A 16067-nucleotide genomic window follows, 5' to 3' on the forward strand; every position below is an offset into this window, starting at 1 on the left:
GTGCCCCGCAGGGCGCGTCCGGCGCACGCGCCGCTCCTTCTGCGTATCGTCGACCGGGCGGTGAAGCCGACGGCCGCGCCACTTCCGGAACGGAGAGCACGCATGAGCGAGGCGAATGAACCCCCGTACCTGGCGCGCGAGCTGGGCATGGAGCCGCACCCCGAAGGCGGCTGGTTCGTGGAGACCTGGGCCTCGGACCACTCCTTCTCGCCGCCGGGCTATCCCGGCGCGCGGAGGGCGGCCACCGCCATCTACTTCCTGCTCTGTCCGGGCGAGGAGTCCCGCTGGCACGTGGTGCGCTCCGACGAGATCTGGCTGTGGCACCGCGGCGGCCCTCTGGACCTGCGCCTGGGAGGCGACGGCGAGCTCCCGAAGGAGGGCGCGGCGCCCATGCGCCTCGGTCCGGGCGTCGAGCACGGCGAGCGCCCGCAGATCCTGGTGCCCGGCGGCGTGTGGCAGGCGGCGCGCCCGGCCGGCGACGAGCCGGTCCTGGTGAGCTGCGTCGTCGCGCCCGGCTTCGACTACGCGGACTTCCGGCTGGCGGACTGAGCGGGCACGTACCGGGACGGCCCGGTCGGGGATGTCTCCCGCGGCGAGCACACCACCGTCGGTGCCGAGGACTCGCCCCGGTGCACGACCGCGACCGCCGCGAGTCCGACCGCGAGGCCCAACGCCGTCTGTACGCCGAAGGGTTCGCCGAACATCAGGGCGCCCCACAGAGCCGTCACCGGCGCCATCAGGAACATGAGCGTGTTGACCCGGGTGACCCCGGAGCGCCGCAGGATCAGCCAGTAGAGCCCGTACCCGCCGAAGGTGGAGAGCGTCACCAGCCAGCTGATCGCCACCCAGAACGACGCCTCCGCCGGCGGGATCGCGGCGCCCGCGCCCACCGCGAGCGCGGTGAAGATGACGGCGCTGGTCGCGCAGTGGACGGTCATCGAGACCGCCGGGGACACGGCGGTGGGGGAGCGGCGGTCCAGGAAGGTCGCCGCGACCAGCGAGAACATCCCGAGGAACGGCACGGCGTAGGCCCACCAGGGAGCGTCGGTGCCGCCCGTGGCGTCCGCCGCGGTCACGATGACGACCCCGGCGACGCCGAGCCCGAGCCCGGCCCACTGGGTGCGCGAGACGTACTGGCCGAGCAGCGGCCCGGCGAGCGCGCCCGCCACCAGTGGCTGGGTGCCGTCGATCAGGGCGGTCGTCCCGCTGGAGACGCCGAGCTGGATCGCGTAGTACACGGTGAGCAGATAGCCGCTCTGTGACAGCGCCCCGACCACCGCCTGGCGCAGGACGTCCCGCGCGGTGAGACCGCGCCAGGACGCCCGCGCCATGGTGAGGGCGACGACCGCGAGCGCGAGGGCCAGCGGCAGGAACCGCCACATCAGGACCGTCACCGCGGACGCGCTCCCGGCGCCCAGCTTGGCCCCGATGAAACCGGAGCTCCAGGTCAGTACGAATGCGATCGAGAGCAGGACGTTCATGGCGTTCCTCCGATGCCGGCTGCGGTCCTGGCCGAGCCGTCGATGGCGGACGGCAAAAGTAAACCGATCTGTCTACTCGCCCTCGACTATACAGATCGGTTTACTATGGAGGTATGGGTGACAGTGTGAGTGAGATCGCGAAGGCCGCCACGGGCTCCGGGAGCGCGCCGCGGAGGATCGCCATGACGCCGGGCGCGCGCCGCGCCCTGGATGCCGCGAGCGCGCTGTTCTACGAACGCGGTATCCATGCCGTCGGGGTGGACCTCATCGCCGCCGAGGCCGGGGTCACCAAGAAGACGTTGTACGACCGGTTCGGCTCCAAGGAGCAGATCGTCGTCGAGTACCTGGCCGCCCGTGACGAGCGCTGGCAGGCCTTCCTCGCCCCGTACGTCGAGGCCGCCACCACCCCGCGCGCCCGGATCCTGGCCGTCTTCGACGCCTCGCGCGACTGGGCCGGCGAGAACAGCACCAAGGGCTGCAGCATGGTCAACGCGCACGCCGAGATCAGCGACCCCGCGCACCCCGCGTATCAGGTCATCACCGGCCAGAAGGCCTGGATGCTCGCCCTGTTCACCGGTCTGGCCCGCGACCTCGCGCCCCGCCGGGCGGCGAAGCTCGGGCGCACGCTCATGCTGCTGCACGAAGGAGCCCTGGTCGCGCACGGCCTCGGCGTCTTCCCGGACGCGATCGACCACGCCCGTGACGACGCCGCGGCGCTGCTCCGCGATGCCCTGCGCGCCACTCCTGCGGCTAGGGAAAAGAGCAGGTGAGAGCCCCTTTGGGGAAGTCTTTGCCGTTGGCCGGAATGTGTTGCTCCGTGTTGCCGGCTCATTGACCGTACGCAGTCGGCAGGCGCACGCTCGCCACATAGCTGCTAGCTACACCTACTTTTCGGGGTGATGGCTCGCAGGCGGCGTGAAGCAGGAGGTTGCGCATGTGCGGCATTACTGGCTGGGTCTCCTTCGACCGTGATCTGCGGTCCGTGTCCGGCTCCCTGGACGCGATGACCGAGACGATGTCCTGCCGCGGCCCCGACGACCGCGGCACCTGGATCGAAGGGCCCGCCGGACTCGGGCACCGCAGGCTCGCCATCATCGACCTGCCCGGCGGGCGCCAGCCCATGACCGCGCGCACACCGCGCGGCACCGTCGCCCTCGTCTACTCGGGGGAGACCTACAACTTCACCGAACTGCGCCGCGAACTGACCGGTCGCGGCCATGAGTTCACCACCGAATCCGACACCGAAGTCGTCCTGCGCGGCTATCTGGAATGGGGCGAGGCGGTCGCCGAACGCCTCAACGGCATGTACGCGTTCGCGGTGTGGGACGGGCGGCACGACAAGCTCGTCATGATCCGCGACCGGATGGGCATCAAGCCCTTCTACTACTACGAGACCCCCGACGGCGTCCTGTTCGGCTCCGAACCCAAGGCGATCCTCGCCAACCCGCTGGCCCGCGCCAAGGTGACCACCGACGGCCTGCGGGAACTCTTCACCTTCGTCAAGACACCGGGTCACGCCGTATGGGACGGCATGAACGAGGTCGAACCCGGCACGGTCGTGACCGTCGACCGCGGCGGCCTGCGCCGCCACGCCTACTGGCAGCTGGAAACCCGCCCGCACCCCGACGGCCGCGAGGAGTCCGTCGCCAAGGTGCGCGAGCTCCTCGACGACATCGTGCGCCGCCAGCTCGTCTCGGACGTGCCGCGCTGCACGCTCCTGTCCGGTGGCCTCGACTCCTCCGCGATGACCGCGATCGCCGCACGCCAGCTCGGTGAAGCGGGCGAGACCGTGCGCAGTTTCGCCGTCGACTTCGTCGGCCAGAGCGAGAACTTCGTCGCCGACGAGCTGCGCCCCACCCCGGACACGCCCTACGTGCACGACGTGGCCAAGGCCTCCGGCACCGATCACCGCGACATCGTCCTGGACTCGCACGCCCTCGCCGACCCCGAGGTGCGGGCCAAGATGATCCGCGCCCGCGACCTGCCCATGGGCTTCGGCGACATGGACGCCTCCCTCTACCTCCTCTTCCGGGCCATCCGCGAACACTCGACGGTCGCGCTGTCGGGGGAGTCGGCGGACGAGGTCTTCGGCGGCTACCTGCAGTTCTTCGACGAAGACGCCCGTAACGCCGACACCTTCCCCTGGCTGGTGCGGTTCGCCGAGCACTTCGGCGACGACGCGGACGTCCTGCGCCCGGACCTCGCCGCCGCCCTCGACCTGCCCGCGTACATCCGGCGCAGCTACGACACGGCGGTCGCCGGGATCCGGCGTCTGGAGGGCGAGAGCGACTTCGAGTTCCGGATGCGCAAGATCTGCCATCTGCACCTGACCCGGTTCGTGCGTGTCCTGCTCGACCGCAAGGACCGCGCGAGCATGGCCGTGGGCCTCGAGGTGCGGGTGCCGTTCTGCGACCACCGCCTGGTCGAGTACGTCTACAACGCCCCCTGGTCCCTGAAGTCCTTCGACGGCAGGGAGAAGACGCTCCTGCGGGAGGCGACGGCGGACGTCCTGCCGCGCTCGGTGTACGACCGCGTGAAGAGCCCTTATCCCTCCACGCAGGACCCCAAGTACGCCATCGCCCTCCAGGAACACGTCAAGGACCTGCTCGGCGAGCCCGCCCATCCGGTCTTCGACCTCGTCGACCGGGACCGGGTGGCACGGGCGGCGGGACGCGACGTACCGCAGATCACCCAGGCGTCCCGGCGCGGCCTTGAGCGCACGCTGGATCTCGCGCTCTGGCTTGACCTGTACAAGCCGGAGATCTCCCTGGCCTGAGGACCCCCGCGCCGGGCGTCACTGCCCCGAACAGCTGCGGACCGTCGGCTGCGGTGGAACCTGCTCATCGGCATCGGGTTCCACCGCAGCCGCGAGGGTGTCCAGGAAGCGCTGGAGCGCGGGAGTGCCACCAGCTGCCGGGCTGCGGCGGATGGGCGGCACGGGCGCCGGAACGCCGGAGCCGCGCCGGGCCCCCGAGGTGGGGCACGGCGGCTGTGCGGCGTCGGCGGGGCAGGGGGGCTGCGTGGCGTCGACGATCACGGCCCGGCGTATGAACTCATCGACCGGGAGGCCGAGCTGGTCCGCGTTCCGCAGGACCGTTTCGTACTCGTCGGGCGTGAACAAGACCTGCACAGGCTTGGCACCGTCCATGACCGCATGATGCCGTCCGGACGTGCGCCGTGCGGTGCGGTTGGCATATTCGCGCTCGAAGGCGTGAAACGGAACGGAATGGACATGAACGGTCGGAAATAGATGTAGGCCCCGGCCGGACGGGGGAATCGCGGTCGGGACCTACGTACTGTTCAACGGTGAACCAACTCCTGGTGTTCCCAGGTCGGGGCCCTGTTCGTGTGAGCTGCGTTACGTGACCGGCGGGTGGCGGAACCGCTCGCCGCGTCCGGTCAGCGCACGCGAGAGCGCGCGACACGGAACCCCACATCGTCGATCCGGAACGTCGGATGGCTGCGGCGGCGCACCGAGGCCCGGCAGCTCCAGTGCTCGTCGAACCACCCGCCGCCCCGCAGGACCCGGTAGGTGCCGTACACCTCGGGGTCGTAGAGGTTCCAGCACCATTCCCACACGTTGCCCAGCATGTCGTGCAGGCCCCACGCGTTGGGCTGCTTGCCGCCCACCTCGTGGATCCGCCCGGAGCCGTTGCCGCCGTACCAGGCGATCTCGTCCAGCGGCCCGTAGCGCGCGCCGTCCGTGCCGGCCCGGCAGGCGTGCTCCCACTCGGCCTCGGTGGGCAGCCGGTAGCCGTCGGCGGCCGTGTCCCATTCGGCACCGTCGGCACCCTCGACACCTTCGGCATCAGGTCCGAGCCGGTAGGCGGGTGCCAGTCCCTCGCGCAGGGACAGGGCGTTGCAGAACCGGACCGCGTCCAGCCAGGAAACGCCCTCCACGGGCAGCCGCTCGCCGGTCGCGCTGCTCGGCCGCTCGCCGGTGACCTCGGCGTACTGCTCCTGCGTGACGGGGAACGGCGCGAGTTCGTGGGCCGCGACGTCGACCGCCCAGCTGCGCTGTGTACGCCGGTCCGTCAGCGTCACCTTCCCCGCCGGGACGCCGATCATCTCGTTCTCCGTACTCAGGTGGACAGCAGGCGGGCCGCACGCATCTGCAAGTAGCGCGTCTCGGGGATGCTCAGCGTACGCCTGGCCGCCAATTGGTAGGCGGCGCGGGCCCCTTCGGTGTCGCCCGCCCGCTCCAGGAGATGGGCGCGCACCGCATCGAGGCGGTGATGGCCCGCCAACCGGTCCTCCAGCGCCGCGACTTCGGCGAGCCCGGCACTCGGCCCGTGCACCATGGCGAAGGCCACGGCCCGGCTCAGCTCGGCCATGGGCTCGGGAGTACGGCGTACGAGGATGTCGTAGAGGGCGAGGATCTGCGGCCAGTCGGTGTCGTCGGCGCCCGCCGCCTCGTCGTGCAGCGCGGCGATCGCCGCCTGCAACTGGTATGGGCCCGCAGGGCCTTGGGACAGGGCCTTCTCGACAAGCGTGGAGCCCTCCTCGATCGCGCGGCGGTCCCAGCGCGAGCGGTCCTGCTCGTCCAGCGGGATCAGCTCCCCGTGCGGGCCGGTGCGCGCCGCGCTGCGGGCCTCGGTGAGCAGCATGAGCGCGAGCAGCCCGGTCACCGCGCCGTCCGCGGGCAGCAGCGTGCGCACGGACCGGGTGAGCCGGATCGCCTCGCGTGCCAGGTCGGCGCGGTGCAGGGCGTCGCCCGATGTCGCCGTGTAGCCCTCGTTGAAGATGAGGTAGAGGACCTGGAGCACCACCGCGAGCCGCTGATCACGGTCCTTGCGGCGCGGCTGCTCGAAGGGCACCCCCTTGACCTTCGCCTTCGCCCGGCTGATCCGCTGCGCCATGGTCGCCTCGGGCACGAGATGGGCGCGCGCGATCTCGGCCGTGGTCAGACCGCCGACCGCGCGCAGCGTCAGCGCGACCTGCGCCGCCGGGCTCAGCACCGGATGGGAGCACAGGAACAGCAGGGTCAGGGTGTCGTCCTCGGACGGCGCACGGCTCTCGCCCGGCGGCGGCGCCGTGAAGGCGTCCCGCGGCGACAGCTGTGCGGCCTCCTCCTCGCGCCTGCGCCGGGCCTCGTCGCTGCGCAGCTGATCCATGAGCCGCCGCGACGCCACCCTGATCAGCCAGCCCCGCGGATTGTCGGGCACGCCCTGTTCGGGCCACTGCCGGGCGGCGGCGAGCAGCGCCTCCTGCACGGCGTCCTCGGCCTCGCCGAAGTGCCCGTACCGGCGTACGAGCGCGCCGAGGACCTGCGGCGCGTGCAGGCGCAGCAGGTCCTCGGTCGCGGATGTGCCGTTCAGGACGCGTCTTCGGGGCCGCCCATGATGGGACGGATCACCACGGGGTAGAGGGGGGCACCCTGGGGGCACGGGCACTGCTGGATGCGGTTGGCGATCTCGGTGACGCGGTCCAGGCTCTCGCATTCGAGGACCCAGTAACCGGCGAGTACTTCCTTCGTCTCGCCGTAGGGACCGTCCGTGATGACCGGGCGGCCCTCCTTGTCCACGTCGACCAGGCGCGTCTGGGCGGGCTCGGACAGGCCCTGCCCGTCGACCAGCTCCCCGGACTCGGCCAGGTCGTTGTTGAGCGCGCCCATGAATTCGAACATCGCCTGCAGGTCCTTCTCCCCCCACGCCGGGCTGTGCGCGTTGGCCTTGCCGCTCTGCGCCTCGTAGTCCGCCTGCGTGCCCTGCACCATCACCAGGTACTTCATGACGTATCTCCTCGACTTGTGCGGTGGTCACCCCTTGTGGGCAACTCTCACAGGGGACGTCGGGGCCGACCACCCGTTCTCGACACAACGGCGGAACATTTTCCCGGAAGTTTTCGAAGAGGTGTCCGGGAGTCGCCGCGGACCCCTGCCCAGCAGGACGTTTCGGTGGTCGCCGAACCGACGCGGGGCTACGGTCCGGGCATGACCTACGCCGATCGAGCCACCCAGTTCCGCGTCCTGCACCGCACCGGCGAACCCCTGCTCCTTCCCAACGCGTGGGATCACGCCTCCGCCGCCGCGCTCGCCGGTGCGGGGTTCCCCGCGATCGGCACCACCAGCCTCGGTGTGGCGGCAGCCGCCGGCAAGGCGGACGCCACGGGCGGCACCCGGCAGGAGACCCTTCGCCTGGCACGCGGCCTGGCCCGGCTGCCCGCCCTGATCACCGTGGACATCGAGGGCGGCTTCGGCGAGCGGCCCGAGGAGGTCGCGGCCCTTGCCGCGGAACTGGCCCGGGCGGGCGTGGTGGGCGTGAACATCGAGGACGGGCGCCCGGACGGGACGCTGGCCGACACGGCACTGCAGTGCGAGCTGATCCGCGCCGTCAAGGAGAGTGTCCCCGACCTGTTCGTCAACGCGCGCACGGACACGTACTGGCTGCACGCCGGGGAAGCCCGGGAGACCGAACGCCGGGCCGCGGACTACCAACAGGCGGGCGCCGACGGCCTGTTCGTCCCCGGCCTCCAGGACGACAAGACCATCACAGGGCTGGTCGACGGCGTGCTCGACATCCCGCTGAACATCCTCTTCGCGCCCGGCGCCCTGACCTACCGGCGCCTCGCGGAGCTCGGCGTGCGCCGGGTGAGCAGCGGCTCGCTGCTCTTCCGCGCCGCGGTGCACGCCGCAGTCGAGGCGGCACACTCGATCGGCCGGGGCGGCGCGGTGCCGGATGACCTGCCCTCGTACGCGGACGCCCAAGCGCTCTCGGCGGCGTACGGCGAAGGGGTATAGGGCCGTGTCCATCGCGCGCTAGCTCCGCGTGCTTCCGGATCCCAACTCGTCTTCCTCGTCCGGCCGTTCGCTTCTCTCGCGTTTCCGGTCCCCGTGCCCCGGCCACCAGGCCGCGTGCCCGATGAGTGCCGTCAGCGCGGGCGTGAAGATCATCGCCATGACGAAGGCGGCGATGAGGATGCCGAAGGAGAGGGAGAAGCCCATCTGGGAGAGCGTCGAGTTGCCCGCGAGCATGAGGGTCGCGAACGTGCCCGCGAGGATCACGCCCGCCGAGCCGATCGTCGGGCCCGAGTGGCGCACCGCCGTGCCCGCCGCGTCGTGCGGGGTACGGCCCTCGCGGGCTTCTTCGCGCAGGCGCGAGACCATCAGGATGTTGTAGTCCGTGCCGAGGGCGACCACGAACAGATACATGATCACGGGCAGCATGAACATCAGCCCTGGCTGGCTGCCGATCTGCTGGAAGAGCAGCGAGGTCGCGCCCAGGGTCGCGCCGAAGCCGAGGGCCACCGACAGCATCAGGTACCAGGGCGCCACGAAGCTGCGCAGCAGCAGGCCGAGGATGACCATGATGGCGAGCGCGGCGACCGGGAAGACCACCGAGTAGTCGCGGTCCACGGCCTTGTTGATGTCGACGTAGACCGCCGTCGTGCCGCCGACCAGCGCCTCGGTGCCGGACGGCGCGTCCTGGTGGGCGGTCGGGCGCAGCCGGTCCTTGACCGTCTCCAGAGCCCTGTCGGAGGCGGGCGGGTCGGCGAGGATCACGGAGAACGACGCCGTCGTCCGGTCCTTGCTCGGCTGGGGAGCGGAGACCTTGCCCACGCCCTGGATGTCGGCAAGCTGTGTCCGGAAGGCGGCCGTGCGCGCTGCGGGGAGCGGCCCGTCGTCCTTCGAGGTGAGGTAGACGGAGGTCGGGTCGGTGGAGCCCGCGGGGAAGCCCTTCTGGAGGTTGTCCAGGGCGACCATCGACTCCTTGTCCTTGGGCAGCGAGGAGCCCGCCAGGTCGAAGTTGGCCCGGTATCCCAGGGCACCCAGGGTGAGCGCGCCCATGAACAGGGCGGAGACCAGGGCCCAGACGGCGGGCTTGCGGGCGATGGAGGTGCCGAGCCGCGCGAAGCCGGTGCCCTGCGGCTCCTTCTGCCACGACTTCGAGGGCCAGAACACCTTCGTGCCGAGCAGCGAGACGACGGCGGGGACCAGGGTGAGCCCGGCCAGCAGGGTCACGAAGACCGCGATGGCCAGGGCAGGGCCCATGGAGCGCAGCATGCCGAGCGAGGAGAGCGTCAGGGCGGCGAACGCGACGATGACGGCGCCGGCCGCCGAGGTGATCGCCTCGCCGACCCGCTCGACGGCATGCACCATGCCGCCCTTGGGATCCTCGCCCGCCCGCAGGGCCTCCCGGTAGCGGAAGAGCAGGAAGAGGATGTAGTCCGTGCCGACGCCGAACAGGACGACGGTGAGCAGTTCCTGGATGGAGGAGTCGGCCTTCATGTCGAAGGCCTTGTTCGCGGAGGCGATCAGACCGGTCGCCATCGGCGAGATGAGGCCGATGAGGACCACGGGAAGCAGCGCGATGATCGGGCTCCGGAAGATCACCAGGAGCAGCACGATGATGATCACGATCGTGCCGACCCCGACGAGAAGGCCGGCCCGCTCCGAGGCGTCGCTCTCGTCGAGCGCCTGGGCGGCGGAGCCGGTGATCCCGGCGGACAGGTCCGTGTTCTTCAGCTCGGGCTTCAGATCGGACCGCAGGTCTTTGACGGCGTCCTGCTGTGCGGTGTCCTCGGGGTTGGTCATCTTGGGCATCGCGACGACCGAGGTCTGCACGAGCTTGTTGGGCGAGACCGCGCCCGGTACTACCGCCTGCACCTGGGGGATCTTCTTGGCCTGCAGGTCCTTGGAGACGCGGGCGACGTCCGCGGAGTCGGCCGCCGTCAGCGTTCCGCCGTCGGAGCGCTGGAAGACGATGATCGCGCCGACGTTCTGCTGTTTGGGGAACTCCGTTTCCTGCACGTCCGCCGCGCGGATGGACTCGTAATGGTCCGGCAGGAAGCTTGCCTCGTCGCTGCTCGAGGTGAGTTTCGGCGCCAGGGAGATCACCGCGCCGGCCGCCACGACCCACGCCAGGATGATCCACCACGGGCGACGGACCACGAATCGGCCCAGGCCAGAGAACATCGGCTGCTGCCTCCCTCGCCCCCGAGGCGTGACGAGCGTAACGACGCGTTCTGACCAAGGATCTTCCGGACCGGGCGGCCCCGCCACTTGAGCCGTTCGGCGCAGTGGCGGGGCGCGCCCCGGGGACGCGGGGCCGCTAGAAGTTGATCATGTGCCCGGCCAGGCCGTGCACCGCTTCCTTGACCGCCTCGCCGAGCGTGGGGTGCGCGTGGACGTTGCGCGCGACCTCGTGCACCGTCAGGTCCCACTGCTGGGCCAGGGTCAGCTCGGGAAGCAGCTCGGTGACGTCCGGGCCGATCAGGTGGGCGCCGATGATCTCGCCGTACCGCGCGTCGCTGATGATCTTCACGAAGCCGGTGGTGTCGCCCAGGCCGTGCGCCTTGCCGTTCGCCATGAAGGGGAACTTGGCGACCTTGACGTCGAAGCCCTTCTCCTTCGCCTGCGCCTCGGTCCAGCCGAAGCTGGCGATCTGCGGCTGGGAGTAGGTGGCCCGCGGGATCATCGGGTAGTCGAGTTCCATCGTCTCGGCCCCGGAGAGGGTCTCGGCGGCCACGACGCCCATCGACTCGGCGGTGTGCGCGAGCATCAGCTTCGCCGTGACGTCGCCGATGGCATAGATGTGCGGCACGTTCGTCCGACCGTGCCCGTCGATGTCGATGGCGCCGCGCTCGGTCAGCGCCACGCCCGTCGCCTCAAGGCCGAAGCCGGTGACGTTCGGGGCGAAGCCGATGGCCTGCAGGACCTTGTCCGCCTCCAGGACCTCCTGCTTGCCGTCCTTGCCGGTCACCGTGACCTTGACCTGCGGGCCCGACTCGTCGATCGACTCGACGCGGGTCGAGGTCTTCACGTCGATGCCGAGCTTGCGGTACTGCTTGGCCAGCTCCGTCGAGACGTCCGCGTCCTCCAGGGGCGCGATGCGGTCGAGGAACTCGACGATCGTGACCTTCACGCCGTAGTTGTGCAGGACGTAGGCGAACTCGATGCCGATGGCGCCGGCGCCCGCGATCACGATGGACTGCGGCACGGAGTCGGCGAGGATCTGCTCCTCGTACGTGACGACGCGCTCGGAGCGCCGCGTGCCGGGCAGCAGCTTCGGCGTGGCGCCCGTGGCGATGATGCAGTTCTCGAACGTGATCGTGTCCGTGGAGCCGTCCGACTTGGCGACCTGGAGGGTGTTCGCGTCGAGGAAGGTGCCCCGGCCGTCGAACTCCGTGATCTTGTTCTTCTTCATCAGGAAGTGGACGCCCTTGACGCGGCCGTCCGCGACCGTGCGGCTGCGGTTGAACGCCTCGCCGTAGTCGAAGGAGACGTTGCCGTCGACCTTGATGCCGTACGTCTTCTGCTCGTGCGTGAACAGATGGGCCAGCTCGGCGTTGCGCAGCAGCGCCTTGGTCGGGATACAGCCGACGTTGAGGCAGACACCTCCCCAGTACTTCTCCTCGACGACCGCTACCCGCTTGCCCAGCTGGGCGGCGCGGATGGCGGCCACATAGCCGCCGGGTCCTGCTCCGAGCACGACGACGTCGAAGCGGTCTTCCATGGGGAGGTCCTCTCTGGTGGTACGTATCGGGTGGTACGTGACTCGCGCACGTCCGATCATGCGCCATCTCGCCGCGTCGCGGGCGGGTGGGTGTCCGATGTCATGCCGCCCGTTCCGGGCCGTTTTCCCAACCGCCCCTGTGGGCACGCCTGTTGCTGATCGGTACCGGGTTCACCCGGCCGTGGGCAGCGGGATAGTGTCGCCGTGACGGAGCACGACGGAGCACACACTCATGTCCCCGGGGGAGAGGCGGAGAACGCGCTGTGGCCGCAGAAGACCTGTCGACAAGATCGTCCATTCCCTTCGACGTGCCGACGTCGGCACGCGCCTACGGCTGGATGCTCGGCGGCAAGGACAACTACGCGGTCGACCGCGAGTTCCTGCTGCGGACGCTGCCCGACTTCCCCGAGTGCGTGGACATCGCCCGGCAGAACCGCGAGTTCCTGTTCCGCGTAGTACGGCACCTGACGGAGGCGGGGATCCGCCAGTTCATCGACATGGGCTGCGGACTGCCGACCGACGACAACGTCCACCAGGTCGCACGGCGCTTCGCACCGGACACCCGGGTCGTCTACGTGGACATCGACCCGATCGTCCTCGCGCACGGCAGGGCGCTGCTCGCCGACGACTCCACCACCACCGTCATCCACGGCGACATGCGTGAGCAGGACGCGATCCTCGGCCATCCCGACATGACCCGCCTCATCGACTTCGACGAGCCGGTCGCGGTGCTCTTCCTGTCGGTGGTGCACCACCTGACCGACGCCGACGGCCCCCGCGGTGTGCTGCGCACGATCATCGACCGGGCGGCGCCCGGCAGCTACCTCGGTCTTTCGCAGGTCGTGGCCGACGACCCGGCCCGCGGCGCCGCGATGAGCGCGCACATCTCCGGCGGCGGAGTGCCCTGGCAGACGCGCACCCCGGCCGAGGTCGACGCCCTCCTGGACGGTCTGGTGCCGGTCGAACCCGGCCTGGTGAATCTGGTCGACTGGCGGCCCGACGCGGACCAGCCGCCGCTCGCCCCCGTCCACGCCGACCTGGCCCCCTATCTGGGAGCCACCGAGCAGAACAAGGGGATCTACGAGTACGGGGGTTTGCTCCGCAAGGCATAGCCATACACAATGGCGTGCATGATCCAGCACCTGACCGCCGCCGAGAGGACCTTCATGGTCCCGTGGCGGCGCGGGTGCGAGCGATCGGGTCGCTAGCTGCCCGGGAATCCGTTCCCGACCGTCCGGAGTTTCCCCTCCGTGACGCCACCCGTTCACTCACAACTGAAGGATCACCATGACCGTGGTTTCCTACGCGACGGTGGGTTCCCCCGTCGCTCCCGCCCTGCGTGACGCCCGCGTTCCCGCCGACGGCATGTACGAAGGCCGCCGCACCCTGCGCCGCGTCCCCGAAGGCTGGGAAGAGCGCCCCTACGAACTGCTCGACGTCGTGCCGCAGGGACGCATCATCGGCGCCGAGATCCGCGGCGTCGACCTCGCGCAGCCGCTGACTCCGGCGCTGCGCGAGGAGCTCAACCGTGCCCTCTTGGAGTGGAAGGTGCTCTTCTTCCGGGGCGCGGACATCACCTCCGAGCAGCAGCGCGCCTTCGCCCTCAACTGGGGCGAGTTGGAGACCAACCCGCTGCTCGCGCGCGGCTCGGCCGAGGATGTCGTCCGGTTCGACAAGGGCGGCAGCGGCATCCCCACGTACGAGAACGTCTGGCACGCCGACGTCACCTTCCGCGAGAACCCCGCGCTCGGTGCCGTCCTGCAACTGCGTGAGGTGCCGCCGGTAGGCGGCGACACCATGTGGGCGGACATGGCTGCCGCGTACGACAACCTCCCCGACGAGGTGAAGGCCCGCATCGAGGACGCGCAGGCGGTGCACGACTTCATCCCCGGTTTCGTGCGCTTCTACGGCCCCGAGAAGCTGATCCCGCTCCAGGAGCAGTTCCCGCCGGTCACCCACCCCGTCGTGCGCAGGCACCCGGAGACCGGGCGCAAGATGCTCTTCGTGAACACCTCCTTCACCACGCACATCGTGGGCATGGAGCGCTCCGAGAGCGACCGGCTCCTGAGCTACCTGGTGCGCCAGGCGCAGGTCCCCGAGTACCAGGTGCGGTTCCACTGGCAGGCCGGTGACGTCGCCTTCTGGGACAACCGCTCCACCCAGCACTACGCGGTCGACGACTACGCCCCGCACCGTCGCGTGGCCGAACGGGTCGCGATCGCGGGCGACCGCCCGTACTGACCCTGTCGTCGGGGGAACCCGATGTCAGCCGCAGCGTGCTTCCCGTTGACTCCTGAGCCGAGCCGATCCACGTCCCCGACGCGGTGCGCGAAGGCCTCGGGGGCGCGGCTGCGGCTGACGGGGCGGCCCGACGGCGTGGGCAGCGAGGACGGGTACTGCGGCGTGCGCCGCGGCTGCCGGCCGAGTGCCCTCGCTCAACGCTCCAGCGCCCGCTGCCACTTGACCTCGCCGTCGTGCCACTCGTCCGTGGGGGCGAGCCCCGCGGCGGCGGCAACGGCGGCCGAGGCTCGGTGGTCCGGGTGGACGTGCGCGATGACGCGGAGCACGTCTGGCTGCCCCGCCAGCCACCCGGCGAGACCACGGGCCGCCTCCACGGCATAACCGCGCCCCTGCCAGGGAGTTCCCACCACCCAGGCGATCTCCGCGACCAGCGCTCCGTCGCCGCCGGGCCCGACCGTGGCCTGCACCGTCCCGACCAGACACCCCTCGTCGCGCAGCCGCAGCACCCAGTTGCACCAGGAGACCGCCGGGTCGGGCGCCCCGGCGGTCATACGCCCGTAACGGGCGCGCAGGGCCTGCGAGTCGTCGGGAGACCCGCCGATAAAGGCATGCAGGGCGGGGTCGGAGAGCACATCGGCCATCTCGTCGGCGTGCTCGACCCGAAGGGGTACGAGGACGAGGCGGGCGGTGCTGATTTCCGGGGCGTGGATCACGGTCATGCGTCAGAGTAGCCGGGGCTGGAGCGGGCGGGTCGTGCGGGTGCACGGGGGTCGGATTGTCAGTGGCGGCTGCGACGATTCCGGCCATGAGCCCACTGATCCTCACCGACATCGAAGAAGCCGTGCGCGCCAGTTGGGGCCCTGACACCTACCCGTCGGACTCCTCCCACGTCTGGCCTCCGGACAACCCGGCCCGCGGCCAGTGCGGCGTCACCGCGCTGGTGCTCCAGGACCTGCTGGGCGGCGAGCTGATACGGGGCGAGGTGCGGGTCGCGGGCGAGTGGACCGACCATCACTGGTGGAACCGCCTGGGCGAAGGCCTGGAAGTCGACCTCACTCGCGAGCAGTTCATGCCGGAGGAGATCGTCAGCGGGGGCGTTGTCATCGTGCGGCCCCCGCAGATCCGCCGCCTGTGCGACGAGTACGAGCTGCTGCGCGCCCGCGTCCTGGAGAAGCTGGGCGTTCCCGGGTGAGCAAAGGCCGCCCCTGTCCCGGGACGGCCAGCGCCTTGGACGCCGTTCGGGATGGCGTCCAAGGCGTGCGAAAGGCAGGGTCAGAACGTGAGGGTCGCGCCGCCCGTCAGGCTCGCCCCCATCTCGCAGCTGTTGCCGAAGGTCGCGGACCATGCGACTCGTCTGCCCTGCCACACGCCGTCCACGGAGACGACGACGGGCTTCCACTCCTTCGTGCAGGCCATGCCGGGCGTCTTGGCGACCAGGCGGGCGAACTCACCGTTGGCCGCCGTCAGTTCGGCGCACGCTGCGGACGCGGCGGGGTGGCTGCCCGAGGCCGACTTGGGCGTACAGGTCAGGGTCACGGCGCGCTGCATGGTCGCGGTGTCCGCCTCTTCGCCCTGGCCGACGGCGAGGACCAGTGACGAGGGCGCGTAGAGGCCGGCGGGGGCGGCCTTCGGCTGGGCCTGCGCGGTGCCAGCGGTTCCGGACATCACACAGGCGGCCACGACAGCGGTGGCGCCCACCGTCTTGAGGAAGAAACGCACGTCAACTCTCCTTTGATGCGGGGGGTTTTCTGGTTGCGGACGGGAGTCTTGCCGGTGCGGAGAGTGAGCACCAAATGCATGGTCGATTTCCGGATGCTTGTGTCCGCTCAGCGGTCACCCGATGAGTGTTCGGGCAGCTCAGAGCGGGCGGAGGGGTGTGCCGCAGGGTGCG

At 70.5% G+C, this 16067-nt stretch carries 16 protein-coding genes; 7 read left to right on the plus strand and 9 right to left on the minus strand.

The features are described 5' to 3' along the window. Positions 1-102: 102 nt before the first annotated feature. Entirely contained in the window at positions 103-549 is a 447-nt protein-coding gene (locus tag ACWFR3_RS21175) for a cupin domain-containing protein (RefSeq protein ID WP_453736139.1), read from the plus strand. Here ACWFR3_RS21175 and ACWFR3_RS21180 read toward each other — a convergent pair. Continuing rightward, positions 522-1481, minus strand: a complete 960-nt coding sequence (locus tag ACWFR3_RS21180; RefSeq protein ID WP_453736140.1) for a DMT family transporter — start codon at positions 1479-1481, stop codon at positions 522-524. The genes ACWFR3_RS21175 and ACWFR3_RS21180 overlap by 28 nt on opposite strands. Positions 1482-1663: 182 nt before the next feature. On the opposite strand from ACWFR3_RS21180, the gene ACWFR3_RS21185 reads away from it, so the two are divergent. Together ACWFR3_RS21185 and asnB are read left to right on the plus strand one after the other, a co-directional pair. Continuing rightward, positions 1664-2251 carry a TetR/AcrR family transcriptional regulator gene (locus ACWFR3_RS21185; protein WP_453736199.1) on the plus strand — a complete coding sequence of 196 codons (588 nt, stop codon included), beginning with the start codon at positions 1664-1666 and terminating at the stop codon, positions 2249-2251. 164 nt (positions 2252-2415) lie between these two features. Continuing rightward, a complete protein-coding gene (gene asnB, locus ACWFR3_RS21190; RefSeq protein ID WP_453736141.1) occupies positions 2416-4257 on the plus strand; it encodes an asparagine synthase (glutamine-hydrolyzing) in 1842 nt (613 codons plus the stop codon). 18 nt (positions 4258-4275) lie between these two features. Here the strand turns inward: asnB and ACWFR3_RS21195 are convergent, their stop codons facing one another. From ACWFR3_RS21195 to ACWFR3_RS21210, 4 genes are all read right to left on the minus strand, one after another. Then, positions 4276-4629, minus strand: coding sequence for a hypothetical protein (locus ACWFR3_RS21195; RefSeq protein WP_453736142.1), 354 nt, complete (start codon positions 4627-4629; stop codon positions 4276-4278). Positions 4630-4880: 251 nt separating this feature from the next. Further along, positions 4881-5549: a formylglycine-generating enzyme family protein gene (locus ACWFR3_RS21200; protein WP_453736143.1), complete on the minus strand. Its 669-nt coding sequence runs from the start codon at positions 5547-5549 to the stop codon at positions 4881-4883. 14 nt (positions 5550-5563) lie between these two features. Continuing rightward, a complete protein-coding gene (locus ACWFR3_RS21205; protein WP_453736200.1) occupies positions 5564-6799 on the minus strand; it encodes an RNA polymerase sigma factor in 1236 nt (411 codons plus the stop codon). Beyond that, complete coding sequence (locus ACWFR3_RS21210; RefSeq protein WP_453736144.1) at positions 6796-7212, minus strand: YciI family protein; 417 nt, start codon at positions 7210-7212, stop codon at positions 6796-6798. The genes ACWFR3_RS21205 and ACWFR3_RS21210 overlap by 4 nt, the downstream gene beginning before the upstream one ends. 201 nt (positions 7213-7413) lie before the next feature. Between ACWFR3_RS21210 and ACWFR3_RS21215 the strand changes: the two genes are divergently transcribed. Next, the gene (locus ACWFR3_RS21215) at positions 7414-8220 is read left to right on the plus strand and encodes an isocitrate lyase/PEP mutase family protein (protein WP_453736145.1); all 807 of its coding nucleotides are present in this window, start codon (positions 7414-7416) and stop codon (positions 8218-8220) included. An 18-nt stretch (positions 8221-8238) separates the two neighbouring features. Here ACWFR3_RS21215 and ACWFR3_RS21220 read toward each other — a convergent pair whose 3' ends face one another. Together ACWFR3_RS21220 and lpdA are read right to left on the minus strand one after the other, a co-directional pair. Further along, positions 8239-10395 carry an MMPL family transporter gene (locus tag ACWFR3_RS21220; protein WP_453736146.1) on the minus strand — a complete coding sequence of 719 codons (2157 nt, stop codon included), beginning with the start codon at positions 10393-10395 and terminating at the stop codon, positions 8239-8241. A 136-nt stretch (positions 10396-10531) separates the two neighbouring features. After that, entirely contained in the window at positions 10532-11935 is a 1404-nt protein-coding gene (gene lpdA, locus ACWFR3_RS21225; RefSeq protein ID WP_453736147.1) for a dihydrolipoyl dehydrogenase, read from the minus strand. A 263-nt stretch (positions 11936-12198) separates the two neighbouring features. Between lpdA and ACWFR3_RS21230 the strand changes: the two genes are divergently transcribed. Beyond that, positions 12199-13047 carry an SAM-dependent methyltransferase gene (locus ACWFR3_RS21230; protein WP_453736148.1) on the plus strand — a complete coding sequence of 283 codons (849 nt, stop codon included), beginning with the start codon at positions 12199-12201 and terminating at the stop codon, positions 13045-13047. 253 nt (positions 13048-13300) lie between these two features. Beyond that, positions 13301-14176 carry a TauD/TfdA dioxygenase family protein gene (locus ACWFR3_RS21235; RefSeq protein ID WP_453736201.1) on the plus strand — a complete coding sequence of 292 codons (876 nt, stop codon included), beginning with the start codon at positions 13301-13303 and terminating at the stop codon, positions 14174-14176. A gap of 194 nt (positions 14177-14370) precedes the next feature. Here the strand turns inward: ACWFR3_RS21235 and ACWFR3_RS21240 are convergent, their stop codons facing one another. Continuing rightward, positions 14371-14895, minus strand: a complete 525-nt coding sequence (locus ACWFR3_RS21240; RefSeq protein WP_453736149.1) for a GNAT family N-acetyltransferase — start codon at positions 14893-14895, stop codon at positions 14371-14373. 86 nt (positions 14896-14981) lie between these two features. On the opposite strand from ACWFR3_RS21240, the gene ACWFR3_RS21245 reads away from it, so the two are divergent. Beyond that, positions 14982-15368, plus strand: a complete 387-nt coding sequence (locus tag ACWFR3_RS21245; RefSeq protein ID WP_453736150.1) for a YunG family protein — start codon at positions 14982-14984, stop codon at positions 15366-15368. Positions 15369-15448: 80 nt separating this feature from the next. Here ACWFR3_RS21245 and ACWFR3_RS21250 read toward each other — a convergent pair whose 3' ends face one another. After that, on the minus strand, positions 15449-15895 hold the full coding sequence (locus ACWFR3_RS21250) for a subtilase-type protease inhibitor (RefSeq protein WP_453736151.1): 447 nt from the start codon (positions 15893-15895) through the stop codon (positions 15449-15451). Positions 15896-16067 lie beyond the last annotated feature (172 nt).

The sequence above is a fragment of the Streptomyces sp. NPDC055189 genome (assembly GCF_053606765.1).